Source organism: Rhabdothermus arcticus (genome assembly GCF_055382915.1).
This window is the reverse complement of the sequence record NZ_AP043808.1, coordinates 983,222-1,009,577: the sequence shown is the minus strand read 5'-3', so window position 1 is coordinate 1,009,577 and position 26,356 is coordinate 983,222. Positions and strand designations below refer to the sequence as shown.

The 26,356-nt window shown below is 69.0% G+C and carries 25 protein-coding genes; 14 read left to right on the top strand and 11 right to left on the bottom strand.

All coding sequences use genetic code 11. The annotated features are described in order from the left end of the window. The first annotated feature begins 19 nt into the window (after positions 1-19). Positions 20-2,179, top strand: coding sequence for a GGDEF domain-containing protein (locus ACZ48Y_RS05190; protein ID WP_464739417.1), 2,160 nt, complete (start codon positions 20-22; stop codon positions 2,177-2,179). On the opposite strand, the gene ACZ48Y_RS05185 is transcribed toward ACZ48Y_RS05190, so the two are convergent. Both ACZ48Y_RS05185 and ACZ48Y_RS05180 read right to left on the bottom strand, forming a co-directional pair. Next, positions 2,172-2,801, bottom strand: a complete 630-nt coding sequence (locus ACZ48Y_RS05185) for a GNAT family N-acetyltransferase (protein ID WP_464739415.1) — start codon at positions 2,799-2,801, stop codon at positions 2,172-2,174. The genes ACZ48Y_RS05190 and ACZ48Y_RS05185 overlap by 8 nt on opposite strands. Next, a complete protein-coding gene (locus ACZ48Y_RS05180; RefSeq protein WP_464739413.1) occupies positions 2,759-3,265 on the bottom strand; it encodes a ubiquitin-like small modifier protein 1 in 507 nt (168 codons plus the stop codon). The genes ACZ48Y_RS05185 and ACZ48Y_RS05180 overlap by 43 nt, the downstream gene beginning before the upstream one ends. A gap of 16 nt (positions 3,266-3,281) precedes the next feature. On the opposite strand from ACZ48Y_RS05180, the gene glyA reads away from it, so the two are divergent. Then, positions 3,282-4,496: a serine hydroxymethyltransferase gene (gene glyA, locus ACZ48Y_RS05175; RefSeq protein ID WP_464739411.1), complete on the top strand. Its 1,215-nt coding sequence runs from the start codon at positions 3,282-3,284 to the stop codon at positions 4,494-4,496. Here glyA and ACZ48Y_RS05170 read toward each other — a convergent pair. Genes ACZ48Y_RS05170 through ACZ48Y_RS05155 form a run of 4 tightly spaced genes read right to left on the bottom strand, consistent with a single transcriptional unit; the run spans position 4,493 to position 7,667 of the window. After that, positions 4,493-4,987 (bottom strand): DUF4384 domain-containing protein, encoded by a 495-nt coding sequence (locus tag ACZ48Y_RS05170; RefSeq protein ID WP_464739410.1) that lies wholly within the window; start codon positions 4,985-4,987, stop codon positions 4,493-4,495. The genes glyA and ACZ48Y_RS05170 overlap by 4 nt on opposite strands. A gap of 4 nt (positions 4,988-4,991) precedes the next feature. Further along, positions 4,992-5,585, bottom strand: a complete 594-nt coding sequence (locus ACZ48Y_RS05165; protein ID WP_464739408.1) for a ribonuclease HII — start codon at positions 5,583-5,585, stop codon at positions 4,992-4,994. Then, positions 5,563-6,231, bottom strand: coding sequence for an LOG family protein (locus ACZ48Y_RS05160; RefSeq protein ID WP_464739407.1), 669 nt, complete (start codon positions 6,229-6,231; stop codon positions 5,563-5,565). The genes ACZ48Y_RS05165 and ACZ48Y_RS05160 overlap by 23 nt, the downstream gene beginning before the upstream one ends. Further along, positions 6,228-7,667, bottom strand: a complete 1,440-nt coding sequence (locus tag ACZ48Y_RS05155) for a PASTA domain-containing protein (RefSeq protein ID WP_464739405.1) — start codon at positions 7,665-7,667, stop codon at positions 6,228-6,230. Before ACZ48Y_RS05155 ends, ACZ48Y_RS05160 begins: the two co-directional genes overlap by 4 nt. 32 nt (positions 7,668-7,699) lie before the next feature. Here ACZ48Y_RS05155 and ACZ48Y_RS05150 point away from each other — a divergent pair, with 32 nt between their 5' ends. Next, positions 7,700-8,266 (top strand): NAD(P)/FAD-dependent oxidoreductase, encoded by a 567-nt coding sequence (locus ACZ48Y_RS05150; RefSeq protein WP_464739403.1) that lies wholly within the window; start codon positions 7,700-7,702, stop codon positions 8,264-8,266. A gap of 24 nt (positions 8,267-8,290) precedes the next feature. Here the strand turns inward: ACZ48Y_RS05150 and ACZ48Y_RS05145 are convergent, their stop codons facing one another. Together ACZ48Y_RS05145 and ACZ48Y_RS05140 are read right to left on the bottom strand one after the other, a co-directional pair. Beyond that, positions 8,291-10,792 (bottom strand): S8 family serine peptidase, encoded by a 2,502-nt coding sequence (locus tag ACZ48Y_RS05145; RefSeq protein ID WP_464739401.1) that lies wholly within the window; start codon positions 10,790-10,792, stop codon positions 8,291-8,293. Positions 10,793-10,807: 15 nt separating this feature from the next. Beyond that, positions 10,808-12,406: a carboxypeptidase-like regulatory domain-containing protein gene (locus ACZ48Y_RS05140; RefSeq protein ID WP_464739399.1), complete on the bottom strand. Its 1,599-nt coding sequence runs from the start codon at positions 12,404-12,406 to the stop codon at positions 10,808-10,810. A gap of 118 nt (positions 12,407-12,524) precedes the next feature. Between ACZ48Y_RS05140 and ACZ48Y_RS05135 the strand changes: the two genes are divergently transcribed. Both ACZ48Y_RS05135 and ACZ48Y_RS05130 read left to right on the top strand, forming a co-directional pair. Then, on the top strand, positions 12,525-13,316 hold the full coding sequence (locus ACZ48Y_RS05135) for a class I SAM-dependent methyltransferase (RefSeq protein WP_464739398.1): 792 nt from the start codon (positions 12,525-12,527) through the stop codon (positions 13,314-13,316). Continuing rightward, positions 13,313-13,714 (top strand): secondary thiamine-phosphate synthase enzyme YjbQ, encoded by a 402-nt coding sequence (locus ACZ48Y_RS05130; protein WP_464739396.1) that lies wholly within the window; start codon positions 13,313-13,315, stop codon positions 13,712-13,714. Before ACZ48Y_RS05135 ends, ACZ48Y_RS05130 begins: the two co-directional genes overlap by 4 nt. Here ACZ48Y_RS05130 and ACZ48Y_RS05125 read toward each other — a convergent pair. Genes ACZ48Y_RS05125 through truA form a run of 3 tightly spaced genes read right to left on the bottom strand, consistent with a single transcriptional unit; the run spans position 13,692 to position 16,374 of the window. Continuing rightward, positions 13,692-14,291: a DUF92 domain-containing protein gene (locus ACZ48Y_RS05125; RefSeq protein WP_464739394.1), complete on the bottom strand. Its 600-nt coding sequence runs from the start codon at positions 14,289-14,291 to the stop codon at positions 13,692-13,694. The two genes, ACZ48Y_RS05130 and ACZ48Y_RS05125, sit on opposite strands and share 23 nt — an antisense overlap. Next, positions 14,288-15,583 carry an MFS transporter gene (locus ACZ48Y_RS05120; protein ID WP_464739392.1) on the bottom strand — a complete coding sequence of 432 codons (1,296 nt, stop codon included), beginning with the start codon at positions 15,581-15,583 and terminating at the stop codon, positions 14,288-14,290. Before ACZ48Y_RS05120 ends, ACZ48Y_RS05125 begins: the two co-directional genes overlap by 4 nt. After that, positions 15,574-16,374, bottom strand: a complete 801-nt coding sequence (gene truA / locus ACZ48Y_RS05115; RefSeq protein ID WP_464739391.1) for a tRNA pseudouridine(38-40) synthase TruA — start codon at positions 16,372-16,374, stop codon at positions 15,574-15,576. Before truA ends, ACZ48Y_RS05120 begins: the two co-directional genes overlap by 10 nt. Positions 16,375-16,475: 101 nt before the next feature. On the opposite strand from truA, the gene ACZ48Y_RS05110 reads away from it, so the two are divergent. From ACZ48Y_RS05110 to secD, 9 genes are all read left to right on the top strand, one after another. Beyond that, entirely contained in the window at positions 16,476-17,519 is a 1,044-nt protein-coding gene (locus ACZ48Y_RS05110) for an extracellular solute-binding protein (RefSeq protein WP_464739389.1), read from the top strand. Further along, entirely contained in the window at positions 17,520-19,034 is a 1,515-nt protein-coding gene (locus ACZ48Y_RS05105) for an ABC transporter permease (protein ID WP_464739387.1), read from the top strand. After that, positions 19,031-20,059 carry a heme ABC exporter ATP-binding protein CcmA gene (ccmA, locus tag ACZ48Y_RS05100; protein ID WP_464739385.1) on the top strand — a complete coding sequence of 343 codons (1,029 nt, stop codon included), beginning with the start codon at positions 19,031-19,033 and terminating at the stop codon, positions 20,057-20,059. Before ACZ48Y_RS05105 ends, ccmA begins: the two co-directional genes overlap by 4 nt. A gap of 55 nt (positions 20,060-20,114) precedes the next feature. Then, on the top strand, positions 20,115-20,561 hold the full coding sequence (gene rimP / locus ACZ48Y_RS05095) for a ribosome maturation factor RimP (protein ID WP_464739383.1): 447 nt from the start codon (positions 20,115-20,117) through the stop codon (positions 20,559-20,561). A gap of 13 nt (positions 20,562-20,574) precedes the next feature. Then, positions 20,575-21,750 (top strand): transcription termination factor NusA, encoded by a 1,176-nt coding sequence (gene nusA, locus ACZ48Y_RS05090; RefSeq protein WP_464739381.1) that lies wholly within the window; start codon positions 20,575-20,577, stop codon positions 21,748-21,750. A 30-nt stretch (positions 21,751-21,780) separates the two neighbouring features. Then, positions 21,781-22,035: a YlxR family protein gene (locus ACZ48Y_RS05085; protein WP_464742824.1), complete on the top strand. Its 255-nt coding sequence runs from the start codon at positions 21,781-21,783 to the stop codon at positions 22,033-22,035. Continuing rightward, positions 22,004-23,728: a translation initiation factor IF-2 gene (infB, locus tag ACZ48Y_RS05080; RefSeq protein ID WP_464739379.1), complete on the top strand. Its 1,725-nt coding sequence runs from the start codon at positions 22,004-22,006 to the stop codon at positions 23,726-23,728. The genes ACZ48Y_RS05085 and infB overlap by 32 nt, the downstream gene beginning before the upstream one ends. A gap of 23 nt (positions 23,729-23,751) precedes the next feature. Continuing rightward, positions 23,752-24,066: a hypothetical protein gene (locus ACZ48Y_RS05075; RefSeq protein WP_464739377.1), complete on the top strand. Its 315-nt coding sequence runs from the start codon at positions 23,752-23,754 to the stop codon at positions 24,064-24,066. Positions 24,067-24,127: 61 nt separating this feature from the next. Continuing rightward, positions 24,128-26,350 carry a protein translocase subunit SecD gene (gene secD / locus ACZ48Y_RS05070; protein WP_464739375.1) on the top strand — a complete coding sequence of 741 codons (2,223 nt, stop codon included), beginning with the start codon at positions 24,128-24,130 and terminating at the stop codon, positions 26,348-26,350. The last annotated feature ends 6 nt before the right edge of the window (positions 26,351-26,356 follow it).

Sequence of the window (26,356 nt, the reverse complement as noted above, 5' to 3'; positions counted from 1 at the left end):
AAAACCGGAGATCAAGCCCATGCCGCAGCGCACGGAAGCCCGCACCGTGTTCATCGCCGCCTGGGCCGTGGGCGGTCTGGCCGCGGCGGTCGCGGTGCTGGGGGCCTTCTCGGGTTGGCCCCTTTGGGAGCTCTTCGCGCTGATCGCCGTCGGCACCCTCGCGGTGGGCTACGACTGGCTCTACGCGGCGCTCGTGTCCTTGGGGTTCTTGCTGCTCGACCATCGCGAGGACGGGTTTGGCGAGGTGTTTTGGTTTTTGGCGCTCGCGTTTTTCCTCGCGATCGTCGCGGGGCAGTCCCTGCGCTGGCTCTTGCGCCGGCGGCTGCGGCGGGAGCGGCGCCTGCGCCAGCATCTGGCGCTCTTTTTGGAAGCCCTGGCGAGCGGGGAGGGCACGACCCCGGAAGGGGTGCTCGCGGAGGTCGCCGCCGCGATCCGGACCCATGCCCGCCGTGAGGCGACGGTCTTCGGTTGGGAGGCGGCTTGCCTGCCCGAGGGCTGCCCTGCCGAGGCCGAGGCCCTTCTCAAGCAGGGTCGGGTCGTGCTCCTTGCCGATCGCCTTTACCTTCCCCTCTTCATTCAGGACGATCCCTACGCCATCCTCGCCGTTGGGCCCTTCGAGGCCTTGGGGGAAGAGGAGGTGCGGGTCTGGCAGCGCTTTGCGGAGCTCCTCTCGGAACGCCTGACGCTGGTCTACGAGCGGGGCATCGCGCAGGTCCTGATCGCCCTGGGGCGGGACCTGGTGCAACCGGGCGAGCGGGAGGCGGCCTTCCGCGCCGCGCTTGCGCGGGTCGTTGCCGCCTTCGGGGCCAGGTCCGCGAGCCTGTTGTACGAGCACCGGGGGCGTTACCGGCCGTTGGTCACCGCCGGCCAGCTCGACGAGGCCGAGCAACGGCGCTTGGACGGGGAGGGGCTGGCCTTCGGGGAGGGCTTGATCTGGCGCGTGTACCGGGGAAAGCGTCCGCTCTACGTCGAGGACCTCGCCGAGGCCCGGGGAGCGGTCTTTTCCAAGGGGGCCCTGGCGCTCTTGCCGCTTTGGGGGCGGCGCCGGGCGCGCGCGGTGCTGGCGATCCGCCGCGCGCAGGCCGGGCCCTGGCGGCGCCGGGAGCGCAACGTGCTCGGCTTGTTTCAGGGGATCTTCTCCCCGGCGATCGGGCGCTGGTTCATCGAGCGCCGGCTCGAGGCCCTTTTGGCGCTGCAAAAGCGCCTCTCCGAGGAGGACGAGGACGCGCTCTTTCAGGCGCTCTTGGAGACCGCGGTGGACCTGGTCCCCGGTGCCGAGGGGGGCAGCCTCTTGGTGCGCGAGGGGGAAGCCTTCGTCTACCGGGCCGCGGTGGGCTACGACCTCGAGGGGCTCAAGGCGATTCAGCACACGCCGACGTCGATGCGGGACTGGTGCGGTCCGGGCTTTGACGACGGCCAGGCCCGGATCCTCTCCCGCGAGGAGCGCTCGATCGCCGAAGTAAGCCACCGCCACTCGGACCCGGAAACGATCGACCGCGCGGGCCGGGTGCTGGAGATCGCGGCCAACCTTTGCGTGCCGATTCGCTACAAGGGGCGGGTCCTCGCGGTCTTGAACCTCGACGCCTTCAGCGAGCCCTGGGCCTTCGACGAGGAGTCGCTGGAGGTCGCCGGGGCCTTCGCCGTCGAGGTGGCCTCGCTGTTGCACGAGATCGAGCTCAGGCACCAGCTCGAGCGCGCGGCCCTCACCGACCCCCTCACCGGGCTGCCCAACCGCCGCGCCTTCGAACACTACTTTCGCGAGCTCTTCGCCTACGCCAGGCGTCACGGCCGGCCGCTGGCGCTGGTGGTCATGGACCTGCGCCGCTTCAAGGAGGTCAACGACACCCTGGGCCATGACTTCGGCGACCTCGCGCTGCGCCGGGTGGTCGAGGCCCTGGAGGCGACCCGGCGCAACGGGGACCTCTTTTTCCGCTGGGGTGGGGACGAGTTCGCCCTCCTCTTGCCCGACACCGATTGCCAAGGGGCGCGCGCGGCGGTGCTGCGCTACGCGGAGCGGGTGCGCGGGGTCTGCCTCGAGGGGATCTGCCTCGACGCCAACTTTGGCGTCGCCTGCTTCCCGGACGACGCCAAGACCATGGAGGACCTGATGCGCATCGCCGACGCCCGCATGTACCAGGCCAAGGCGCTCGGGGTGCCCCTGGTTGGCGCGTCTAAATGAACCCCCAGGGCCCCTCGTCCCTTTGGAACCGCAGGTCGTGGAAGGCCTTGACCACCTCCTCGGGCGCGTCCTTGCCGATGCGGGCCATGAGCACGTTCTCGGCGTGGGCGAAGATGTCCGGATCGTCGGTGGCGAAGGGCAAGAACCCCACCGAGCGGTAGAGGTTTTCCAGGAGCTCGCGGTAGGCGAAGGGGGAGAGCCCGGTGCGCTCGAGGTCGTAGTGCCAGTAGTAGAGCGTGGCCACGACCACCTTGTCCTCGAAGCGGCCGGTGGCGAAGCTCGTCTCCAAGAGGCGCTTGGCCAGCCCCTGGCCGCGGTAACTGGGGGCCACCTCGACGGCCCCGAGCTCGTAGATGCCCCCGGTCTCGTCCTGCCCCCAGCGCTCGAAGGCGTCGGGCCGGTGGAACGCGGCGTAGCCGACGATCGTGTCTCCGTCCACCGCCAGGCTCACGCAGCCGTCGGGGCTCTTGGCGATTTCGATCAGGGCCTCTTGCTGCCGTTTTGGAGGCCGGAAGACGTTGAGTTCGGGGTGCATCCGCCGGCGCGCGATCGCCTCCGCCGGCGCGCAAGGGATCAGGCTTACCCGCCCCCGCGCATGCAGGCCAGGCGAATCCGTTGCCACCACCGCGGCGCCTCCTCTCCCTCGACCTCGACCCCGATCCGGGCCACGGCCCAGGCCCCGACCTGCGTGGGGGCTTCCTCCCAAAAGCGCACCCGTGCTCCCTCGAGCCGCCACCAGCCGTCGGGATCCGGCGTGCCGCCCCATTTTTTGAGGTAGCGCGCGAACTGCTCGGGGCTCACCCCGCCAAAGACCATGCGCTCGCCCCCGGCGACCGGGGGGAAGAGGTCGAGGACGTCGGCGTCCTCGAGGGGGGTGTCGAGGCCTTGGAGGTAGCGGATGTCCCGGCCGTTGACGAAGATCGAGTAGCCGTCCTTCGGGGCGTCGCCTTCGAGGAGCTCCTCCCTCAGCTCGGGCCAGCGCGCAAAGAGCGCTTCGAGGACCTCGCGGACCGTCTTTCCGGGAAGCTGGACGTGCTTTTCTCCGGTGAGGTCGCGCAGGGTGGCGTACAGGTTGACCTGTGGCATCCTTTATCATCATGGCATGATTCCGCGGGATGAGGAGACCTTTCGTTGGATCGACGCCGAGGCGCGCCGCCAGGCCGAGGGGCTGGAGCTGATCGCGAGCGAGAACTTCGTCTCCGCCGGGGTGCGCGAGGCGGTGGGCAGCGTCCTGACCAACAAATATGCCGAGGGCTACCCCGGTCGCCGGTACTACGGGGGCTGCCAGTTCATCGACGAGATCGAGACGCTGGCGATCGAACGCGCCAAGAGGCTCTTCGACGCCGCGTGGGTTAACGTGCAGCCCCACTCCGGCTCCCAGGCCAACATGGCCGTGTACCTCGCCCTCCTCAAGCCCGGGGACACGATCCTGGGGATGGACCTGGCCGCGGGGGGGCACCTCACCCACGGCGCCCGGGTGAACTTCTCCGGAAAGCTCTTTCAGGTCGTCTCCTACGGGGTGGACCCGGAGACCGAGCGCATCGACTACGAGGCGGTGCGTCGGCTGGCGCTCGAGCACCGCCCGCGGATGATCGTCGCCGGGGCCAGCGCCTACCCCCGGGTGATCGACTTCGCCCGCTTCCGGGCCATCGCCGACGAGGTCGGGGCCTACCTGATGGTGGACATGGCGCACATCGCCGGGCTGGTGGCCACCGGGCTGCACCCCAGCCCCGTGCCCCACGCCCACGCGGTGACCAGCACCACCCACAAGACCCTGCGCGGACCCCGCGGCGGGTTGATCCTGGGCAACGACGAGGCGATCGGCAAGAAGATCGACAAGATGATCTTCCCCGGCATCCAAGGCGGGCCCCTGGAGCACGTCATCGCGGGCAAGGCGGTGGCCTTCTTCGAGGCCCTCACCCCGGACTTTGCGGCCTACAGCCGCACCGTGGTGGAGAACGCCAAGACCCTCGCGACCGAGCTCTCCGAGCGCGGCTACCGCATCGTCTCCGGGGGGACGGACACCCACCTCTTCCTGGTCGACCTCAGGCCCAAGGGCCTGACCGGGAAGGAGGCCGAGGCCCGGCTCGACGCGGTGGGCATCACGGTGAACAAGAACGCGATCCCCTTCGATCCCGCTCCGCCCCGGGTGACCAGCGGGATTCGCATCGGCACCCCGGCGATCACCACCCGCGGCTTCACGCCTGACGAGATGCCGCTGGTCGCCGAGCTCATCGACACCGCCCTCACCCAGGGCCCGAGCGAGGCCCTGCGCGAGCGGGTCAGGACGCTCGCCCTGGCCCACCCGATGCCCTAGGGAAGGACGTAGAGGTAGGTGCTCGCGGCGTCGTGGACGATGCGCTGGTCGATGCGCAAGAAGGCCTGCGCGGGGCGGTGCGACCCGCCGACGATGGCGAGCCGCACCCCGCCCCGGGCGGAGGCGTAGTAGGCGTAGACGCGGTGCAGCCCGGTCGGCTCGTCGGCGCGGTAGACCCGCCCCGGCGGGGGCAGGGTCTGCCAGCCGGCGGGGAGCCAGAGGTCCTCTTCCAGCGCGTAGCGGCGGCCGTCGGGGTCCTCGACCACCAGGGTGAGGTAGCCGGGCCGCTTGAGCCAGAGGAAAAAGCGCACCTCCTCCCCGACCCGGTAGGCGCCTCCGGGGCCGCGGTCGGGCGCGAAGTCGCGAAGGATCTCCCCCGAGGCGTAGCGCCAGGCGAGGTTCACCTCGCTCCCCGCGGGTTCGATCACCACCCGGCAGGCCGAGAGGACGAACAGGCCCAAAAGGAGCAGGCCGAGCCTTAGGGCGTTCATCCTCCTATTCTAGTCTTTTGAGGAAGGTTCGGCGGTGCAAGGGGCTGGGGCCGAGGGCCTGGAGGGCCCGGCGGTGGGCGGGGGTGGCGTAGCCCTTGTGGGCGTCGAAGCCGTAGCCGGAAAAGCGCGGTGCCAGGTGGACCATCACCCGGTCGCGGGCGACCTTGGCGAGGATCGAGGCGGCGGCGACCGAGGGGCTTTTCTCCTCGGCGCGCTCGGGGTGCAGGAAGGGGACCGGGCCCACCTCCAGCGAGAAGTAGTCGGCGATCACCGCGTCCGGGACCAGCCCCAGCCTGGCGAGCGCTCGGTAGGCGGCGAGCCGCGTGGCCTCGTTGATCCCCAGAAGGTCCACCTCGCGGTTCGTCGCCCAGCCGACGGCAGCGGCGCGGGCAACCTGGCGCACCTTGGCCGCAGCGGCCTCCCGCGCGGTGGGGGAGAGGGTCTTGGAGTCGACGAAGTCCCAGCGCCCCGGGGGCAGGATCACCGCGCCCACCGCGACCGGCCCTGCGAGGGCCCCGCGCCCGACCTCGTCCAGCCCGACGACGGCCTCCAGGCCGTCGTCCCAAAAGCGACCCTCAAGCCCGCGGCGTCGCGCCATAGGCCTTGATGCGCGCGACCACCGCGTCGGGGTCGTCGAGCAGCTCGAGGAGCGCCTCATCGCCCGGGCTGATCGCCCCCTCGCGGAGGAGCGTGCCCTCGATCCAGGCCTTGAGCGGCCCCCAGTAGGCCCGGTCCATGGCGACGATCGGGAAGCGGTGGACCTTCTCGGTCTGGATCAGCACCAGCACCTCGGTGAGCTCGTCGAGGGTGCCGTAGCCTCCAGGCAGGACCACGAACCCCACCGCGTAGCGGACGAACATCACCTTGCGCACGAAGAAGTAGCGAAAGGTCAGGGCGTGGGTCTGGTAGGGGTTGGGCTTTTGCTCGTGGGGCAGTTGGATGTTCAGCCCCACCGAGATCCCCCCGGCTTCATAGGCCCCCCGGTTCACCGCCTCCATCACCCCAGGGCCCCCGCCGGTGACCACCCCGAACCCGGCCTTGGCGAGCGCTTGCCCGAGCGCGTAGCCGGCTTCATAGGCCGGGTGGCCGGGGCCAAAGCGCGCCGACCCAAAGACCGAGACCAGGGGGGTTTTTGCGGCCAGCGCGGAGAGCACCTCGAACCCGTCGACGAACTCGGCGAGGATTCGAAAGAGCCGCCAGGCGTCCTCGTGGTGCAGTTGGTCGATGATGAACTTCTCGTTCATGGGCTGGACTCCCATTCCTGGTAGAGGTGGTCGCCGACGTGGAGACGAAAGGTCGCGCGCTCGCCTTGGATCGGCACCTGGCCCTCGAGCTTCCAGCCCTTTTGGGTTGGTCCTTCGTAGAGCACGCGGGTGCCCGCCGCGTCGGTCACCGTGAGACGGATGTGCTGGCCCTCGAGCTCCGGGGGGAGGCTGAGCTTGAGGGGGAGGCTTTTCGTGGCCTGATCGGCCTGAGGCAACAGGTCTTGCAGCGGGGGTTCGCCGCTTGCGGGAAGCGAGGCCGGGGCTTCCGGGGGCAGCGCAATCTCCGGGCGCTTGGCCCGAGAGACCACGACCGGGGTGCCGACCTCGACCAGGGCCCCAGCCCGGGGGGCCTGGGCGATCAGCTGGCCTTCGGGCAGGGGTGCGGGGACCGTCGCTTCGCGGCTGGCCTTCAGCCCGGCCAGGGCGAGGAGGCGCTGGGCCTCCTCGGCGCTCAGGCCCTCAAGGTCCGGGACCAAGGTCTCCTCCGGGGCCGGACCGGCGGAGGCCACCAGGTTCACCGGGGTTCCCGCGGGCCGCTCGCTTCCCGGGGGAGGGGAGGACGCGAGGACGGTGTCCTCGGGGCGATCGGCGTGGCTCCTGAGCACCCGTCCGAGCTGGAACCCGGCGGCCTCGAGCGCGGCCTTCGCGGCCGCCAGGTTCTTGCCCAGCACCGGGGGCACGGGCTTGACCTCGGGGGCGTTAACGATCACCCGCACCTGGCGCCCGGGCTTGAGCCGGGTGCCGGGCGGGGGCAGGGTCTCGAGCACCGCTCCCGCCGGGGCTTCGGGATCGCTCTTCTCCTCGAAGACGACCCAAAGCCCCTTGCCCTTGAGCGCGGCCAGGGCGGCCTTCGCCGGCTGACCGCGCAGGTCCGGCAGCACGAAGCTCGGGGGGTTGAAGTAGCGTTCCAGGCCCAGCGCCCAGAACCCGCCGCCAGTCAGGAGCAGCAAGAGGACGTAGGCCAGGCCGAGGTAGCGCCGCCCGGACGCCCGTGGCGCCCGGACGCGGGGGGCGTCCTCGGGCTTGGGGGGGAGGTCGAGGACCGTCGCCCGCCCGTCGAGGGCCCCCAAGGCCGCGTGCTTGAGCGAGTAGCCGAGGGGCGAAAGCGCGGTTTCCAGCGTTCCCAGCCGCCGCCGCTGCCAGCGACTCAGGGGGGCGGCGGGGACCTCGGGCCAGTAGACGAAGTGCCGCCCCGGGCGTTTGCTGATCTCCAGCCCCGGGGGCAGGGCCTCGAGCTTTTCCAGCTTCTTCAAGGCATTGCGGTAGCGGTAAAAGGCGTTGCGGCTCTCGGGGTCGTGGACCTCGAACCAGTAGACCTTGCCCGGGCCCGCCGGGCCCTGGACCCGGTAGACCTCCACCGGCCCTTCCTTGGCCTGGGTCTCGAGGATGGTGTAGCCGTCGCCCAGCTCGGGCACAGGGCGATTATACGCGTGCTAGCATGAGATCGATGCCGGTCTACGACGCGCTGGTCGTCGGCGGCGGCCCTGCCGGGCTCTCCGCCGCGTTCTTCCTGGCCCAGGCGGGGCTGAAGGTCGCCCTCTTGGACGCCGGGACCAGCCCCTTGAGGCGGGCGGTCGCGGTCCTGGACTTCCCCGGGCGGCCGGACGCCCCCAGCGGTGAGGCCCTCCTCGCCGACCTGCGGCGCCAGGGCGAGGCGGCGGGGGTGGCGTTTCTTGCTGGTTATGGCGAGGACGTCGCTGATCGCGGGGGCGTCTTCCTGGTCCGCACCGATCGCGGCGGGGCGCTGGAAGCGGAGCGGCTTTTGCTCGCCACCGGAACCGACCCGCGCCTGGGAGCGCTCTTGGGCCTCGAGCCCGCGGGCGCGACCCTGGAGACCGATCCCTTTGGCCGGACCCGCTACCCCAACGTCTACGCCGCCGGACGGCTGCGCCTCCCCGCGCCCAGCTACGCCGCGGTCAGCGCCGGCGACGGGGTCTGGGTGGCGGCGACCCTGGTCTCCGACCTTAGGGGCGAGGTCTACGCCCGTCACGTGCAGGAAGAAGGGGGGCCTTAGCCCCCCTTCTTGGTCAACCTAGGCTTAGGGCTGGTCTAGCTCGGTGACCGAGAGGGTGTAGTTGCCGGTGGTTGCGTTCTGAGGGTTGCCGCCGTCCCAGCTCGCCACCACCAGATAGTAGATGCCGTTGCCGGCGGGGGTGAACTCGAGCCGGGATTCCCGACCGGTGTAATCGTCGTTGAACGCCTTTAGGTCGCCTTGGTCGTCGAAGATCGCGATCATCGTGTCCGGTTGGCCCGAGGACAGGGTTTCGGTGTCAGCGACGATGGGGACGTTGGCGGAGAGTTGGAGCGCGAAGATATCCACGTCGTTTCCGGGATCGATGGAGGCGGCGAGCGCGGTACCGACCGCCATCGGCTGAGCCTGGGAGAAATCGGGATTGCTGATCGTTTGCCCGCTGACGTCGGCGCTGCCGTTGGGTTCGGTTTCCTGACCGGTCATCACCGCGATGTCCAGAGCGTAGGCGTTGAACGGGCTATTGCCGCCACGTTCGTCGCTGACCTCAAGGTAGTAGGTGCCATCGCTCGGAGGCGTGAAGATCAAGAGCGCGTCGTCGGTGAAGTCCTGGTTGCCGCTGTTGGCGTCGAGTAAGGTGCCGTTCTCGTCGTAAATGGCAAGGTAGAGGTCAGCGGTTCCGGTGCGGGTTTCGGTGTTGAAGTAGTAAGTCGTGCCCGCGCTGAGGGTGAGGCGGTAGTAGTCGGCGTCATTCCCGCCTTGCGCGTAGAGGATGCCGTTGTAGGTTTTGCCCACCGCGGCCGGAGTGGCCGAGGTCAGCTCATCGTTGGGTTCGTACGGGTCCTCGGGGAGCGTCACATCGAGAGGGACGGTGATCTGGTTGAGGCCTGGCTGCAGGTCGAGATCGAAGCTGGTCGTGTCAGGGCTCACGCCGGATTCGGGATAGGGCCCGCTCACATAGACCCGGTACCGGCCAGGATCCATGTTTAAGAAATAAGCCTTACCCATGCTGCTAAAGAGGCCCGTACCGGTGGTTTGGGTGAAGCTCAGTTCGGGGCCGCGGTCCCCATCGAGCCGCTCAAGGGTGACGCCGACCATGGGCAGGCCGACGCCCGTGTTTTGGTCGGTGACCGTGAAGACGACCTGGGCGCCGGGAAGGGGCGCGGTTGCTTCGCCGTTTTTGATGGCCAGGGCGGCGTCCACGGCCTTGGCGGCGTCGACGATGCCCCAACCGAGATCTTCGTCATAGCCGTCGCTCTGCACGTCCTGGGCGGTTTGACTGAGCAAGGCCCGAACTTGTCGGGCGTCCAGGCTGCCCCGGCCTCCAGCGGCCTCCATAACGAGCGCGGCGACGCCCGCGGTCGCGGGGCTTGCGAAGGACGTTCCGCTCACAAACGCGTAGTCCGCCGCGTTCGCTGGGCAGCTTGCCCCTGTGGGGTCGGCCTTAAGACAGGCTCGGGTGGTCGGGGTCCAGATGTTCTCACCCGGTGCAGCCACGGTCAGATGCCGCCCGCGGTTCGAAAAAGCCGTCCGCTGACCGGTGGGTTCGGTCGCGGCGACGGTGATCAAGCCAGGAAGCCAGGCAGGATCGGCAAATCCCGTCGTGGGGGTGTTTCCTGCGGAGGTCACCAAGACGATGCCGTACATCATCATCAAGTCCATTGTGTCCTTGGTGACTTGATCGTAGGCGATGCTTCCCCAGGACATGTTGACGATGTCCACGTAAGGACCCCCATCCGCCGGTGGTGTGCCCGTTTGGCAGCCTGCGGGGACGTCGTAGCCTAGGCCCTCCGGACCAAGCACTGCGAACTGCGCGGCGTTGATGATGCCCACTGTGGTCAGGTCACCGGTATCGGGATCGTCGATCGAGAGCGGAACGATCTGGGCTCCGTAAGCGACGCCCCGTCCACCGATGCCGTTGTCGGCGACCGCCGCCGCGGTGCCCGCGACCTCGGTGCCGTGCTCGCCGACCCCGTTGTAGGGAGTGTCCGGGCAGATCAGTTCGGCGGTGGTGCCGTAGAACCCAGGGAAGGCGACGTTGGCCTTGAGGTCGGGGTGGTTGAAGTCCATGAAGGTGTCGTGGATGCCGATACGGATCCCCCGCCCGGTGATCCCCTTGGCCCAGGCATCGGGGGTGTGCAGCTGCCGATGCATCCACTGCTTGGCGAGGTCGGGATCGCCGAGCGCTTGAGCCAGCGCGGTGGCTTCTGCCAGCCGTTCTTCGCGCGGCGTTGCCGGGTAAAGCTTGTTCGCTTGGGCGTAGCGGACTCCTGGGATGCGGGCCGCGATGGCCTTGGCCTTTTCCAGGGGCAGGTGCTTTGGATAGCTTAACAAGCCGATCTTAAGCAGCGAAAAGTCGTGCTCGACGGTGCCACCAAGGGCCTTGGCCACGCGCTCAAGAACCGCTGGGTCGCGGTAGGCGACGAGTAACTGACCGGGGTAATAGCGCACGCCCTCGACCCCGGGGAGAGGCTTCGTGGTTTCGGGGGTGGAACGCGCCGGGGCGCTGATCCGGCCGCATCCGCTGATGAGAAGCGTGAAGAGAATGGCGAAAACGATCCATTTGCGCATCACTTAGGCTCCTCCTTACTGGGGTCCGGCGCCGTCGCCGGTGACGAAGGTGTTCACCGGGCCGTCTTTCACGGCAAACGGGACGCCGAAGGCACGCGCCACCAGATTGAAGAAGTCGGCGGCGACGCTCACCGCGACGATGTTGCCCGCGTCATCGCGCTTGAAGGTCATCGCAATCGGCTGCCAGTCGTAGGCGTGATAGGGGAAGAGAGGCATCGAGGCTAAGCCGTAACCACTTTCGGTCTCGACCAGGCCGTGGGGGATGCCCCCAAGCCCGAAGGGATCCACCGCACCGTCCTCGCCGGGGAGGAAAAGGACCGGAGAGAGGAAGGCGGTGTTGAAGTTGTCGGTTTGCTCGCGATCCAACACGAGGACGGCGATCGCGTTCACATCGCTGCTGTTTTGCACGCTGAGGGCATAGATCGGTTCCAGGCTCACGCCGGTTTCGTGATCCGCGGGGCTGATTGCTTCGACATGGAAGGGCTTGAGCAGGGTGGCTTCGGTGGTGGCCGCCTCACTCTTGTTTTCGCCCTTCACCGCGACGACCTGGTAGGAAAGCGGCACTTCCGGCTCGAGGCCAGGGCTCGCGTCGCGAAAGAGGTAGCCGTGCTCGGTCTGCAGGACCTCTTTGGGGACGCGGGCGATGAGCTGATAATCCGCTTCATCCTCGCGTTTGCGCCAGATCTCGAACTGGTCCGGTTCCGGCGCGCCGTCGGGGTACTGGAAGCTGAGCTCCACCCAACCCACGGCCTGCGACAGGCGGGGGTCGGCGAGGGGGGCTGGCCGCTTCGCGTAACGTTCGGCGAGCGCCTTGAAGTTGCCCTGTTTAAAGAGGGCCACCACCTCGCGCATGGAGTGCCGGCCAAGCGTGCCGAATACGCTGACGTCGCCGAAGGTCACCGCGAAAGCGGAGAGCTCCTGTGGGGACGCTGGCGTTTCTTCGCTGGTGGCCTCGACGTGAACGTATCGGACGACTTCGGTCCGGTTGCGGTTCATGTCGTAGGCGACGATGTAAATGGGCACGAAGCCGGTAAGCCCGTTGAGCGCGATCTTCATTTCCCGGTGCGTGCCATCGAAGTCGAAGTAGCGAGCGTGCTGCACCGTACCGTTCAGGTAGCCCGAGCTTCCGCCAGGGGCACCCGCGCCCACGTCGAGGAAGTAAAAACCGTTCTTGTCCGGCGCTGCCACTTGGCCCTGAATGGTAAAGCGGGCTTCGCCGTCCTTGGCGTAAGCCTCGGAGACCACCAGGGTTGGGGGGGTGGTTGGCAGGTCGGGGTCGAAGGCCGGGCGCAGAATGGTGCTGTAGTACGTGGTTTCCTTAGGGCGCACCAGGAGACCGGTCACTTTTGCCCCGGCGCGTCCTGTCTTGTGAAAGGTCAGGGTCTGAATACCGGCTGGCACCTTGATCCGGTAGTGGCCGTGGTCGTCGGTGGCGACGGTGGCTCCGCTCTCTGGGTTTTTAACCTCAACCCCAGGCACGGGCTCCCCGCCCTTTTTGTCCACCACGTAGCCCTCGACCCATCCCTGGCCGCGAGGGACGAGCTCGCCACACCCCGCTAGCAGCAAGGCGGCGAGCAGGAAGAAAGCTCCGAGGCCAATACGAAGTCGCTTCATATCCTCCCAACTCCTTTCCCATAGCACGATCGCTTGGCGTGCGTCTCTCACGCTAGCTTAATTTTTGGATGGGGTCAACTGATTTTGGCCGAGATTTTTCGTTATCATGCCTAAGAGCATGGACTCGGCCGCGGGCCGGTTGGCCTTTGCCTACGATCGCACGCACTACCATCCCCCGGAGGTGTCGGGGCGGATCGCGAGCGCCATCACCCTTCCCGTGGAGCGGCGCTTTTCCGACCCGCACTTCCTCGAGATCGGGGTGGGTACCGGCCGCATCGGGGTGCCGGTCCTGGCACGGGGGTATCGCTTCACCGCGCTGGACCACGACCCGGCGATGCTCGAGGTCTTCCGCTACAAGATCGCCGGCGTGGGGCGCAAGGTGCGCGTCGTTGAGGCCGACGCCGCAGCGCTGCCCTTTGAAAAGGACAGCTTTCACGCGGTGATCAGCGTGCAGCTCTGGCACCACCTCGCGGACTGGCGCCGAGCGCTCCTCGAGGTCATCCGGGTCCTGGTCCCCGGAGGGTTTCTCTTCGAGGGCTGGGAGGTGGCCGAGGGAGAGAGCGAGGACTGCCGCATCCAGACCCAGTGGGCCGCGTTCCTGGCGGAGGAGGGCTATACGCTCGAGCGCGGCATGCAGCAGCGGGTGCTTGAGCGCGTCGAGGAGGCGCTACGGCAGCTGGGTTTGAATCCCGAGACCCGGCTGGTCGCCGAGTGGGTGGAGGAGCGCACCCCCCGGCAGAGCTTCGAGGCCTTGGCCGAGCGCACCTATTGCTTCGCCCGGGCGGTCCCCGAGGAGGTCTTTTCCCCCACGATCGAACGCCTCGCGGCCTGGCTGGTCGAGACCTACGAGGACCTCGACGCGCCCAAGCCGATCCGCTGGCGGTTTTACCTGAGGAAGACCGAGCTATGATCGAGATCGTCGTTAACACCCCCAGCCGAGAGGCCTTGGTCAACGTCACCGCCGAGATCGAGGCGGCGCTTGGTTCCCTCGGGCTTCGGGAGGGGCTTTTGCATGTCTATTCCCCCCACACCACCGCCGGGGTGCTGGTGCAGGAAGGGGCCGACCCGATGGTGGCCCACGACCTGCTCATGCGCCTGGCCGAGCTCGCGCCGAGGGACCACCCCGGCTACCGCCACCTCGAGGGCAACGCCGACGCCCACATCAAGACCGCCCTGGTGGGGAACGCGCTGGTGTTGCCGGTGCGAGGCGGCCGCCTGGCGCTCGGCACCTGGCAGCAGGTCTTCTTGGCCGAGTTCGACGGCCCCCGCCGCCGCCGCCTTTGGCTCAGCTCAGTACCTGGGCGATGAGCGCGCCGAAAAGCCCGGCCAGGGCGTTGGTCATGTCGTTGGTAAACCCCTGCACGCGCTCTTCCAGCGTCAAGCCGATTAGCGTGTCGGCGAACGCTCCGGCCACCCCGCCGAGGAAGACCGCGCAAAGGCTCGCCCCAAACAGCGGCGCGGCCAGGCTCACCGCGAAGGCGCTAACCAGCAGGGCCAGGCTGCCCCGCAGGCTGAGTGCGGCGTTGGTGCCGCTTTCGACCCGGCCCTGGTCCGGGCGCCAGGCCCAGGGGGCCCGCTGACCGACCTCCCCGGCCAGGGTGTCGGCGGCCGCGCTCGCCAGCGCTCCCAAGAACGCGTTCGGGGAGATCACAAGCCCGATCGCCGCGGGAAGCCCGTTGGCCAAGACCTGCCCCAGGCGGCGGCGGGTGGGCCGGCCGAGCAGGTTGCTGGCGGCAACGAAGGCCGCGAGCAGGGCCGCGGGGGCCAGCCCCCCTCGTGCCAGCACCCACGTGCCGAGGAGGGCAGTGGCCAGCGCGGCCGGTGCGTCGAGCCAGCCCAGCCGCCAAAAGAGGGCGGCGACGGCGAGCGCGACAAGGAGGTTCATTCGAAGAGCGGCGCCCCTTTGGTTTCGACCCCCACCAGGTAGGCGAAGAGGCCGGCAAGGAAGAGGAGGAGCGCGTGCAGGCTGAGCACCCCGCTAAAGCCCAGCGCCCCGAGGAGCAGCCCGGTAACCCAGGGAGCCAACATTCCCCCGACGCGCCCCACCGCCGCCGCCAGCCCGGCGCCGCTCGAGCGCAGCGCGGTGGGGAAGAGCTCCGGGGTGTAGGCGTAGATCGCCCCCCAGGCACCGAGGTTGAAAAACGACAGCAACGACCCGTAGGCCAGCACCTCGAAGACGCTCCCCGCGTGGGCCAAAAGCCAGGCGAAGAGGGCGGAGGCGGCGAGGTAGCCGACGAGGACCGGCCGCCGTCCTAGCCGGTCGACGAGGTAGGCCGCGGAGAGGTAGCCGGGGATCTGCCAGAGGGTCATGAAGAGGACGTAGCCCAAGGAGCGCACCAGGGTGAAGCCCTCCGCGTGCAAGAGCGAGGGGAGCCAGATGAAGGCCCCGTAGTAGCCGGCGTTGAGCGCGAACCAGGCCAGGGCGATGAGGGCCGTCCGGCGCAAGAGCGGTGGGCGGAAGAGTTCGAAGTAGCGGCGGGGCCTGGGGGCACCGGGGGGCGGGGCCGCTTCGCCGATCTCGGTGCCCTCGGCGAGCCAGTCGAGCGCGGCCTCGGCCTCGGCCTTCCGTCCCCGGGCCCAAAGCCAGCGCGGTGACTCGGGAAGGCGCCGCCGCAGATAAAGGGCATAAAGCGCGGGCAGCGCCCCCAGCGCAAAGGCCAGCCGCCAGCCCCAGCGGGGCACGAAGAGGAAGCCGACCAGGGCGGCGAAGAGCCAGCCGACCGCCCAAAACGACTCCAGCCAGACGATGAACCGCCCGCGGTAACGGTGGGAGACGCTCTCCGAAAGCAGCGTCGAGGCCACCGGGAGCTCGGCCCCAAGGCCCAGGCCGGTGAGCAGCCGAAAGGCTAAAAGGGCCCCGTAGTTCGGGGCCAGCGCGGTGAGCAGGCTCCCCAGGCCGAACGCGGCGAGGCTCACGCGGATCACCGCAGCGCGGCCGTAGAGGTCGGCGAGCCGCCCGCCGAAGAGCGCACCGAGCAGCATGCCAAACAGCCCGGCGCTGGCGAGCAGTCCCGCCGCCCCGGGGTCCAGCGCGAACTCGGTCTTGATCGCTGGCAGGGTGAAGGCGATCAACCCCACGTCCATCGCATCGAAGGCCCAGCCCAGGCCGAGCATTAAGAGCAGCAGGCGGTGCCGCGGGCCGGGTTGAAGGCGTTCGAGACGTTCGGTCAGCGCCATAGCTCTTCCGTTATAGAGGGCGCGCTGGACGCAAGCAAGGGCTCCCGCATCGGCCAGTCGCGGTACCCGGCGGCGACGAAGTAGAGGCCCTCGGGCGCGGCGGTGGGGCCAGCCTCCTCGCGGCGCCCGTGTCGCAGGAGCTGGGCGATGTCCTCGGGCTCGCGCTGGCCCAGCGCGACCTCGATGAGCGTGCCCACCATCACCCGCACCTGGCCGCGCACGAAGCCCGAGCCGACGAGCTCGATCCAGGTCTCCTGGCCTCGCAGGCGTAATTCGGCGTGGAAGATGCGCCGCCGGGTGGGGCGGGTCTCCTGGTTGGCGAAGGCGCGGAAGTCGTGCTCGCCGACGAACTGGGCGAGGCCTGCTCGGAGCGCCCCAAGGTCCGGGGTGTGTGGCAGCCAGAGCGCGTAGCGCCGCAAGAGCGCGCTGGGGGTGGCTCGCCAGAGGATGCGGTAGCGGTAGGCCCGCCAGCGGGCGCTCCTTCGCGCGTCGAAGCTCCTGGAGCGGACCTTCGCCCAGAGGACGCGGACCTCGGGGGGCAGCAGGCGGTTGAGCGCCCGGGGGATGCGGTCTTCGGGAATCCGGTCCTCGGTGTCGTAGTGGACGCTCATCTCCAAGGCGTGCACCCCGGTATCCGTGCGCCCGGCGGCGACGACGCGCGGCCGGGCGCCGGGAATCTCGCTGAGCGCGGCCTCGAGCACCCCTTGCACGGTGCGCTCGCCCTGACCCTGACGCTGGAAGCCGGAAAAGGCCGAGCCGTCGTATTCCAGCCCGAGGTGGATGCGTCGCATGCGTTGATCCTACAGAACGAAAATGGCTTTCAATCCCATAGAAAACCAATAAACTTACTTTGCTTACTCAGGATTTGGCTAGGCTGAGGCCGGAGGTGGGTATGCGACGGATATGGATGGTGGTGTTCCTCTTCGGGATGGCTGCTCTGGCCAGCGCGGAAAGCCTGGTGGTCTACTCGGGTCGGGCCAAGGTCCTGGTCGAGCCCCTGGTCAAGGCCTTCGAGGCCCAGACCGGGGTGAACGTCAAGGTGCGCTACGGGACCGACGCCCAGCTGCTGCTTCTCTTGCAAGAGGAGGGCTCACGCAGCCCGGCCGCGGTCTTCTGGGCCAACAGCCCCGGCGCCCTGGTCCAGGCCGCAGCCCGGGGGTATTTGCGTCCCCTGCCCGAGACGCTGCGTTCCCGCCCGGCGCGCTTCGTCCCCGAGGACGGGACCTGGGTGCCCCTGAGCCTGCGCCTTCGCGTGCTGGCCTACCGCGAGGGCGCGGTGGACCCCAAGGTGCTGCCCAAACGGGTGCTCGACCTGCCGAAGCTCGAGGGCTTCGACGGGCGGATCGGTTGGACACCGCGTTATTCCAGCTTCGTGGACTTCGTCAGCGCGTTGCGCAAGCTTTACGGGGACGCGGTCGCCAAGCAATGGCTCGTGGCGATGAAGGCGCGCGCGCCGAAGGCCTACGCCTCGAACTCGGCGATGCTCTTGGACCTCGCCCAGGGGGCGATCGACCTCGCCTTGACCAACCACTACTACGTGCTGCGGCTCAAGTACGGGGGCGCCGAAGGGGAGTATGAAGCGCACGAAGAGGACGAGGCGGAGGAGGAGGGAAGCGCGAACGGGGTCCCGGTGGCGATCCACCACTTCGCGCCCGGCGACGTGGGGAACCTGGCCCTGGTGACCGGGGGCGGGGTGCTGAAGACCGCCAAGCGCCCGGAGACCGCCGAGGCCTTCCTGGCCTTCTTGCTCTCCGACGCCGCTCAGGCCAAGCTCGCCGCGACCGTGCACGAGTACCCGGTGGTGCGGGGGGTGCCCGTTCCCGCCTACATGGGCCGGCTCGACGAGGTTCTGGCGCTTTCCCCCAAGCTCGACTACCGGGCGCTTTTGGACCTTCAGGGCACGCTCTCCCTCTTGCGGGAGGTGGGGCTCTACTAGATGCGCTCCTGGCTGGGCCGGGGCCTTTTGGCCGTGGGGTACGCCTACCTCACGGCCCTCGCCCTGCCCGTCCTCTACCTCGCCTGGCGGGGGCTGTTCGGCGGGGGGATGGGCTGGGACTGGGCGCGCTATCTCGGGCTCTTCGCGAACACCCTAGGCCTGGCCCTCGCGGTCGCGGTGAGCGCCTTCGTCCTGGCCCTGCCCTTGGTGGTCCTGCGGCTGGCGGCGGACGTGCCCTTCCGGCGGGCCCTCGACCTCCTTGCGGTGCTGCCGCTCGCGGTGCCCGCCTACGTCCTGGCCTTCGCCTGGATCGCCGCCGGAGGCGCGGGGGGGATCGCCGCCAGCATGCTCGGGGTCGCGCTTCCCCGGCCGGAGGGGTTTTGGGGCGCCTGGGCGGTGCTTTCCCTCTACACCTTTCCCTACTTCTACCTGGGGATGAAGCAAGCCCTGGAGGCGGTCGATGCCCGGCTCTACGAGGCCGCGCGCAGCCTGGGCGAACCCCCGCTTTGGGCCTTTTACCGGGGGGTGTGGCCGCTCTTGCTTCCCGGCCTCGCCCTCAGCGCGCTGGTCGTCGTCCTCCACGTCGTCGCCGACTTCGGGGTGGTGGCGTTGATGCGCTACCCCACGTTCAGCTACGCGGTCTACCTGGCCTACGAGACCGCCTTCGACCGGGTCGAGGCGGCGCGGCTGGCGCTCTGGCTGGTCGGGCTGGCCTTCGTTCTGGTAGCCTTCGAGGGGCGGATCCGACGCGTCCGTGCGCCTTCCCGGACCCCCGCGCCCTGGCGGGTGCGTCTTGGGGCGTGGCGGGGCGTTGCCCTGGTCTACCTGCTGGGCCTGGTCGCGGTGGCCCTCATCCTCCCTGGATGGGTCCTTCTCACCTGGGCGTTCAAGGGGGGCTGGCCGGGGGGGGCGCTCTGGGCGGCGGTGCTGCGCACTCTGGGTGCGGGGCTGCCCGCCGCGGTGCTCGGGGCCGGGGTGGCCCTCGCGGTGGCCTACGTCGCCGATCGCTCCCGCCGCCACGCCTTCTTGCTGCGCCTGCCCTTTTTGGGCTACGCCCTGCCCCCGCTGGCGCTGGCGTTGAGCCTGGTCTTTTTCGCCCTGGGCGTGGTGCCGCTGCTCTACCAGACCCTTGGGCTCTTGTTCTTGGGCTACACCTTGCACTTTTCCGCCGAGGGTCTGGGGCCGGTGCGGGCGGCCCTCCTGCGGGCAGGGCGGGGGCTTGAGGAAGCGGCCCGCACCCTGGGCGAGGGGCCCTTGGCCGTGGCCCGGCGGGTGGTCTGGCCGCTGGTGCGCTCCGGCGTCCTTTCCGGCGGGCTCCTCATCTTCCTGGGGGCGATCAAGGAGCTGCCGATGACCCTGATCCTGGCCCCGATCGGCTACGACACGCTGGCCCTCGAGATCTGGGGCCGCATTCAAGAAGGGCTTTTTGCCGAGGCCGCCCCCTACGCCCTGGCCCTGGTGGCGCTGGGCGGCGTGGTCGCGGGCGTCTTCGGTAGGATGGGGAGGGAAGCGTGAGCCTCTTACGCACCGAGGACCTGGTCAAGAAAAAGGACGGGGAGAGGGTGCTCGAGGGCATCAGCCTCGACCTCGCGCCGGGAGAGCTGCTCGCGGTGGTCGGCCCTTCGGGGAGCGGCAAGACGACGCTGCTACGGCTGATCGCGGGGCTCGAGGCCCCGGACCGCGGCGAGGTCTACCTCAAGGACCGGCGCATCACCCACCTTCCCCCCGAGGCGCGAAACATCGGGGTGGTCTTTCAGGATTACGCCCTCTTTCCCCACCTCAACGTCGCTGAGAACGTCGCCTTCGCCCGCAAGGGGCGGGACCCCGAACGGGTGCGCGCGCTCCTCTCCAAGCTGGGGTTGACCGCGTTCGCCCAGCGTCGGGTCCACGAGCTTTCCGGGGGGCAGCAGCAGCGGGTGGCGCTGGCGCGGGCGCTCTTGCCGGGGCCGGAGGTGGTCCTCTTGGACGAGCCCTTCTCCAGCCTGGACGCAGGGTTGCGCGAGCGCACCCGGAGCGAGGTGCAGGGCCTCCTGAAGGAGGCGGGCACCGCCGCGATCCTGGTCACCCACGACCAGGAGGAGGCCCTCTCGATCGCCGATCGCATCGCGGTGCTGAACGCCGGTCGCATTGAGCAGGTGGGCCGTCCCGAGGAGGTCTATCTGCGCCCCAAGACCTCCTTCGTGGCCCGCTTCTTGGGGCACACCAACCTGATCGCCGGGGAGGCTGCGGGGTCCTTCGCCAAGACCCCGCTGGGTCAGGTGCCGCTGAGCTCGCCGGCGCGGGGGCCGGTGTTGCTCTCCATTCGCCCCGAACACATCCGCCTTTTGTCTCCGAGCGCTCAGCGGGGGGTGCCGGGGCGGGTCCTGGCCCGGCACTTCAAGGGGCATGACTTGACCTTCGAGGTCGCCGCCGGGGGCGAGCGCGTCCGGGTGCAGTGCGACTACCGCGCTCCGTGGCGCCCCGGGGACGCGGTGCGGCTGGAGGTGGTCGAGCCGGCCGCGGTGCTGGGCGAAGGTCGCTATCCTGTGCTAAACTATTAGTGGTTAAGCTCCCGCTGGGGGGTGGGTCCAGGCCCACCCCCTTTTAGGTGAAGCCATGGAAGACTTGAAGAAGATCGCCGAAGACACGCTCGCGCCCCTGGGCTTCGAGGTCCTCGAGGCCCGGCTGGTCGGCGCGGGGAAGAACCGCGCCTTCCGGGTGCGCATCGAGCGCCAGGACGAGCAGCCGATCACCGTCGCCGACCTGGAGCAGGCGAGCCGGGTGCTCTCGCTGGAGCTGGACCGGCTGGACCCCATCCCCGGGCGCTACCGGCTCGAGGTCGAGTCCCCGGGCCCCGACCGGCCCCTTTTGACCCGGCGCCACTTCGAGCGCTTCTTGGGGCTGAAGGCACGGGTGCGCACCCCGAGCGGCCGCTTCACCGGTCGGATTCGGAAGGTCGACGCGGACCGCGTTACCTTCGAGCTTCCCGGAGGGGAGGCGCGGGAGCTGGAGCTGGGCCAGTTCGAGGCCCAGCTGGCCGAGTGGCCGGACGAACCGAGGTAAGAGGAGGTAAGGCATGAACAAGGAGTTCGTACACGCACTGGAAGACGTGGCCCTGCAGCGCGGGGTCAGCGTCGACGAGCTGATCACCGCCTTTGAGGAGGCGCTGGAGCGCGCCTACCTGCGGCAGCGGGGCTACCGGCCGAAGGAGGTCGAGGAGGGCCAGGGCCCGCTGGTCGAGGCCCACCTCGATCCCCGCACCGGACAGATCGAGGTCCTGGAGATCAAGAAGGTCGTCGAGAAGGTCGAGAATCCGGAACGGGAGATCGCCCTCGAGGAGGCCAGGAAGTACGACCCCGACGTCCAGCTGGGGGAGGAGATGGAGTTCCCCGTGGACCCCGAGGCCTTCTCCCGCATCGCCGTCCTGACCGCCAAGAACGTTCTCACCCAGCGCATCAAGGAGGCCGAGCGCAGCCGGGTCTACGAGGAGTTCAAGGACAAGCAGGGCGAGGTCCTCACCGGGCAGGTCTCGCGCGTCGACAACCGGCGCAACGTCTACGTGGACCTCGGCCGCGGCGAGGCGCTGATGCCGCCCCGGGAGCAGATCCCGAGCGAGCGCTACCACTCCGGCCAGCGCATCAAGGTCTACCTCAAGGAGGTCAAGAAGAGCGCCCGTGGCCCCTCGCTGATCGTCTCCCGCGCGGCGCCGGAGCTGCTCGCCTACCTGATGCGCCAGGAGGTGCCGGAGATCGCCGAGGGCACGGTGGAGATCAAGGCCATCGCCCGCGAGCCCGGCCAGCGCAGCAAGGTCGCGGTGATGAGCCACAACCCCAACGTCGATCCCATCGGCGCTTGTATCGGGCACAAGGGCCAGCGCATCCAGGCGGTGAGCGCCGAGCTCGGCCGCGAGCGGGTGGACGTCGTGCCCTGGAGTCCGGACCCCAAGGAGTTCATCCGTAACGCCCTCTCGCCGGCCACCGTGGGCCGGATCGAGCTCGACCCCGAGGCCAAGCGGGCCAAGGTCTGGGTGGGCAAGGACCAGCACTCGGTGGCGATCGGGCGCAGCGGTCAGAACGTGCGCCTGGCCTCGAAGCTCACCGGCTACGAGATCGACTTCGTGCAGGCCGAGGGGCTCGAGGACCTCGACGCGGCCCTGGCCAAGGCGGCCGAGAGCGAGGAAGCGACGCGGGTCAGCGAGGCCGCCAAGGCTAAGTTCGAGAGCCTCTTCGTCGACGCTTCGGACGAGGAGTAAGCGGTGAAACGGGGGCACGTCCCGATTCGCATGTGCGTCGCCTGCCGCAAGCGGCGGCCCAAGGGCGAGCTCTTGCGGATCGTCGTGACCCCCGAAGGCATCGTGTTGGACGAAAGCGGCAAGCTTCCCGGCCGCGGGGCCTACGTCTGTCCGGACGATCCCGCGTGCTGGGAGGAAAAGCGGCTACGCCGGGCCTTCGGGGCCCGGGCCAGGGCGCTCTCGGAGCTGCTTTGGCAACGATTGGGAGGTAGGCATGGCGAAGGTACGGATTTACCAGCTCGCTAGGGAGCTGGGGATGGACTCCAAGGACCTGCTTTCGGTCCTGGACGAGATGGGCGTCGAGTACAAATCCCACGCCTCGACGCTCGACGAGGAGACCGCGGACGCGGTCCGCGAGCTGATCTACGAGCAGCAGGAAGAGGCCCGCAAGCGGGCCGAGGAGGCCCGCCGCAAGGCCCTGCCCAAGCGCCCCCCGGTGGTGGTGGTGATGGGGCACGTGGACCACGGCAAGACCACCCTGCTCGACTACCTGCGCAAGTCCCGGGTCGCCGCCCGGGAGGCCGGGGGCATCACCCAGCACATCGGTGCGTTTGAGGTCGAGACCCCCCAGGGCAAGGTGGTCTTCATCGACACCCCGGGCCACGAGGCCTTCACCACGATCCGCGAGCGCGGGTCCCGGGTCGCCGACCTGGCGGTGATCGTGATCGCCGCCGACGACGGCATCATGCCCCAGACCCGGGAGGCGATCGCCCACGCCAAGGCCGCGGGGCTGCCGATGATCTTCGCGATCAACAAGATCGACCTGCCCAACGCCAACGTCGAGCGGGTGATGCAGCAGCTCATGCAGGAGGGCTTCGTCCCCGAGGCCTATGGCGGCGACGCGATCGTGGTGCCGATCAGCGCCAAGACCGGCCAGGGGGTGGACGAGCTCTTGGAGATGCTCTTGTTGCTCGCCGAGATGGAGGACCTGAGGGCCGACCCCAACGCCGAGCCGCGGGGGGTGGTGCTCGAGTCCAAGATGGACAAGAAGGTCGGCCCCCTGGCGACGGTGCTGGTGCAGGAGGGCACCTTCAGGGTCGGGGACTACGTCCTCGCGGACGACGTCTGGGGCAAGATCCGGGCGATGATCGACTCCTCGGGCCAGCAGGTCAAGGAGGCCGGTCCGGGCAAGCCGGTGCAGGTCCTGGGCTTTCGCGAGGTCCCGGCCGCGGGGACCCGGGTCGTCTGGGTGCCCGACGAGCAGGCGGCCAAGGAGATCGCCGAGGAGCGCAAGGAGGAAAAGCGCGAGGCCGAGCTCAAGGCCCAGCGTGAGTCCCGGGCGCGCACCATGGCCGACCTCCTGCGGCAGATGCAGGACAAGGAGCAAAAGGAGATCAACCTCATCTTGCGCGCGGACACCCAGGGCTCGCTGGAGGCGATCAAGGGCATCCTCGCCCGGGAGTCCAACGACGAGGTCAAGATCAACCTCCTGCACGCCGACCTCGGCGCGCCCACCGAGGGGGACGTCCTCCTGGCCTCGACCACCGAGGGGGCGGCGATCTTCTCCTTCGGGGTCAACCCCCCGGGTTCCTTGAAGAAGCAGGCCGAGCGAAAGGGCGTGGTGCTCAAGACCTTCAAGGTCATCTACGACCTCATCGACGAGGTGAGAAAGCTCGTCGAGATGCAGCTCGAGCCCGAGTACAAGGAGGAGGTGCTGGGCCACGCCGAGGTGCGCGCGGTCTTCAAGCTCCCCAAGGGCGGCAAGGTCGCCGGCTGCTACGTGACCGACGGCAAGATCGTGCGCAACGCCGAGGTGCGGGTGCTGCGCCGGGGCGAGGAGCTCTGGCGGGGGCGGATCGAGTCCCTCAAGCGCTTCAAGGAGGACGTGCGCGAGGTGCCGGCGGGCTACGAGTGCGGCATCAAGCTCGCGGGCTTCGACGACTTCGAGGTCGGGGACGTGCTCGAGGCCGTCCAAGTGGTCGAGGTCGCCCGCGCCTGAGGGCGGGTAGAATAGGCCACCGGATGCGGCGGGGCAGGGACAGCCTGAGGGCCGGTGCGCTCATCCTGGGCGCGCTGGCCCTCTTCTTGCTGCTCCTGCCCGCGCCGCCCTTCGTCCCCCTGGACCCCGGTCCCGGCTGGAGCGTCGGGGGGCCGGGGATGGTCGCGAAGGCCAAGCCGGGTGCCGGAGCCCTGCTCGCGTTTTGCTCGGGGCGCGGGACCGGTCGCGCGGTGCGCGGCAAGGACGCGCCGGGCCGCCGCCTTATGGCGCGTTCCGGCCACGGCCCCGGCCGGAGGGCCTACCTCTGGTACCGGCGGCTCGTCCTCGAGGGCGGCTAGGCGGCCCCGTGCTGTGCACGCCGGCCCTCGACCCTAGGTCCACGCATCGCAAGGAGGTGTTATGACTTCGAAGTACACCGGATGGTTTTTGCTCGGCGTCTTTCTCCTCGCCCTGGTCGCTATCTGGAAGCCCTGGGCGGGGCCCGACGAGCCCCGCTTCCGGCTCGGGCTCGACCTGCAAGGGGGCTTGCGCATCGTCCTCAAGACCGATGTCGACAACCCCACCAAGGAGGAGCTCGAGCAGGTCCGCACCGTCTTGGAAAACCGCATCAACGCCCTGGGCGTCGCCGAACCCCTGATCCAGATCCAGGGCAAGAACCGCATCGTCATCGAGCTTCCCGGCCTGACTCCCAAGGACCAGGAACGGGCGCTTAAGCTGATCGGTCAGCGCGCGGTCTTGGAGTTTCGCATCGTCAAGGAGGGGGCCTCGGGGCTGACCGTCTCCGAGATCAACCAGATGCTCCGGGAAAACCCCCGCTTGAAGCGCGAGGAGCTGGAAAAGCAGCTGATCCGCCCCGAGGACCTGGGTCCGGTCCTGCTCACCGGCGCCGATCTCAAGACCGCGCGGGTGGTCTTCGACCAGTTCGGCCGGCCCCAGGTGGCGATGGAGTTTAGCCCCGAGGGGTCGAAGAAGTTCGCCGAGATCACCCGCAAGAACATCGGCAAGCGGTTGGCGATCGTCCTCGACAACCGCGTCTACTCCGCGCCGGTGATCCGCAGCGCGATCACCGGCGGCCAGGCGGTGATCGAGGGCCTCTCCTCGGTCGAGGAGGCCACCGAGATCGCCCTGGTCTTGCGCTCGGGCTCGCTCCCGGTAGGGGTCGAGGTCGAGGAGGTGCGGGCGATCGGCCCCACCCTGGGTAAGGATGCGATCCAGGCCGGGATCACCGCCTCGCTGATCGGCGCCGCTTTGATCTTCGTCGCCCTCTACCTCTACTACGGCTTTTGGTTCGGCAGCGTCGCCGCGATCGGGCTGCTCTACATCGCGGTGCTGGTGCTGGGCATGCTGGCCGGGCTGGGGGCCACGCTGACCCTGCCCGGGATCGCCGGCTTCATCCTCACCCTGGGCGCGGCGGTGGACGGCAACGTCCTCTCCTTCGAGCGCATCAAGGAGGAACTTAAGCTTGGCAAGAAGCTGCGCCAGGCGATCAAGGACGGCTTCGTCCACTCCACGGTGACCATCCTCGACGCCAACATCTCCACCCTGCTCGCCGCCGCCGCGCTCTACAACTACGCCACCGGCCCGGTGCGCGGGTTCGCGGTGATGCTCGCGATCGGGATCGTCGCCGCGGTCTTCTCCAACCTGATCTTCAGCCGCTACCTGCTCGAGCGCATCGCCCAGCGCCGGGAGGTGCTCCCGCCCTACTACGTCTGGGGCACCAAGATCCCCTTCCTCAAGGAGGGGCGGGTCCTGACCCCGATCACCCTGACCTTGGCGCTCTTGATGGCCGGCGTGGTCTTCGTCAAGGGCTTCAACTACGGGATCGACTTCACCGGGGGCACCGCCTACCTGATCCGCGCTCCCTTGAAGACCACCGTCCTCGACGTGCGCAAGGCCCTGGACGCGGCGGGGCTCCCCGGGGTCAGCGGCAAGAAGGCGGTGATCACCGAGGTCCAGGCCCCGGCCGCGGACCACAAGGAGTTCTCGATCAAGGTCCCGCTCCTGGACCAGGAGAGCCGGGTGGCGCTCGCCCATCACCTGGAGGCGACGCTGGACGCCGAGGTGCTGCGCTCGGACACCGTGGGGCCGGCGATCGGCGCCGAGCTCAGGCGCAACACGATCCTCGCGGTGCTCGTGGGCCTGGGGCTGATCCTCGCCTACATGGCTTTCCGCTTCGACTGGGTCTTCGGCGTCGCCAGCGTGATCGCGGTGGCCCACGACGTGGCGATCACCGCCGGGGTCTTCAGCCTCTTGAACCTCGAGTTCACCATCCCCATCGTCGCCGCGCTCTTGACGATCATCGGCTACTCGATCAACGACTCGATCATCATCTCCGACCGCATCCGCGAGAACCAGCGCACCCTGCGCGGGATCCGCTACCGCGACCTCGTCGACCTCTCGATCAACCAGACCCTCTCGCGCACGGTGATGACCTCGCTCACCACGATGCTCCCCCTCCTGGCGCTGCTCTTTTTGGGCGGCTCGGTGCTGCGGGACTTCTCCATCGCGCTGGTGGTGGGGATCGTGGTCGGGACCTTCTCCTCGATCTACGTCGTGGGCTCGCTGGTCGCCTGGTGGAAGGAGCGCACCCAGGCCCAGCTGAAGAGGAAGGCCCGCGCCTAGGCGCCG

Coding starts and splice junctions, on each gene's coding strand:
- ACZ48Y_RS05190 (WP_464739417.1), top strand. CDS start 20: ATGCCGCAGCGCACGGAAGCCCGCACCGTGTTCATCGCCGCCTGGGCC.
- ACZ48Y_RS05180 (WP_464739413.1), bottom strand. CDS start 3,265: ATGCCACAGGTCAACCTGTACGCCACCCTGCGCGACCTCACCGGAGAA.
- glyA (WP_464739411.1), top strand. CDS start 3,282: ATGATTCCGCGGGATGAGGAGACCTTTCGTTGGATCGACGCCGAGGCG.
- ACZ48Y_RS05170 (WP_464739410.1), bottom strand. CDS start 4,987: ATGAACGCCCTAAGGCTCGGCCTGCTCCTTTTGGGCCTGTTCGTCCTC.
- ACZ48Y_RS05165 (WP_464739408.1), bottom strand. CDS start 5,585: ATGGCGCGACGCCGCGGGCTTGAGGGTCGCTTTTGGGACGACGGCCTG.
- ACZ48Y_RS05160 (WP_464739407.1), bottom strand. CDS start 6,231: ATGAACGAGAAGTTCATCATCGACCAACTGCACCACGAGGACGCCTGG.
- ACZ48Y_RS05150 (WP_464739403.1), top strand. CDS start 7,700: ATGCCGGTCTACGACGCGCTGGTCGTCGGCGGCGGCCCTGCCGGGCTC.
- ACZ48Y_RS05145 (WP_464739401.1), bottom strand. CDS start 10,792: ATGCGCAAATGGATCGTTTTCGCCATTCTCTTCACGCTTCTCATCAGC.
- ACZ48Y_RS05140 (WP_464739399.1), bottom strand. CDS start 12,406: ATGAAGCGACTTCGTATTGGCCTCGGAGCTTTCTTCCTGCTCGCCGCC.
- ACZ48Y_RS05135 (WP_464739398.1), top strand. CDS start 12,525: ATGGACTCGGCCGCGGGCCGGTTGGCCTTTGCCTACGATCGCACGCAC.
- ACZ48Y_RS05130 (WP_464739396.1), top strand. CDS start 13,313: ATGATCGAGATCGTCGTTAACACCCCCAGCCGAGAGGCCTTGGTCAAC.
- ACZ48Y_RS05125 (WP_464739394.1), bottom strand. CDS start 14,291: ATGAACCTCCTTGTCGCGCTCGCCGTCGCCGCCCTCTTTTGGCGGCTG.
- ACZ48Y_RS05120 (WP_464739392.1), bottom strand. CDS start 15,583: ATGGCGCTGACCGAACGTCTCGAACGCCTTCAACCCGGCCCGCGGCAC.
- truA (WP_464739391.1), bottom strand. CDS start 16,374: ATGCGACGCATCCACCTCGGGCTGGAATACGACGGCTCGGCCTTTTCC.
- ACZ48Y_RS05110 (WP_464739389.1), top strand. CDS start 16,476: ATGCGACGGATATGGATGGTGGTGTTCCTCTTCGGGATGGCTGCTCTG.
- ACZ48Y_RS05105 (WP_464739387.1), top strand. CDS start 17,520: ATGCGCTCCTGGCTGGGCCGGGGCCTTTTGGCCGTGGGGTACGCCTAC.
- rimP (WP_464739383.1), top strand. CDS start 20,115: ATGGAAGACTTGAAGAAGATCGCCGAAGACACGCTCGCGCCCCTGGGC.
- nusA (WP_464739381.1), top strand. CDS start 20,575: ATGAACAAGGAGTTCGTACACGCACTGGAAGACGTGGCCCTGCAGCGC.
- ACZ48Y_RS05085 (WP_464742824.1), top strand. CDS start 21,781: ATGTGCGTCGCCTGCCGCAAGCGGCGGCCCAAGGGCGAGCTCTTGCGG.
- infB (WP_464739379.1), top strand. CDS start 22,004: ATGGCGAAGGTACGGATTTACCAGCTCGCTAGGGAGCTGGGGATGGAC.
- ACZ48Y_RS05075 (WP_464739377.1), top strand. CDS start 23,752: ATGCGGCGGGGCAGGGACAGCCTGAGGGCCGGTGCGCTCATCCTGGGC.
- secD (WP_464739375.1), top strand. CDS start 24,128: ATGACTTCGAAGTACACCGGATGGTTTTTGCTCGGCGTCTTTCTCCTC.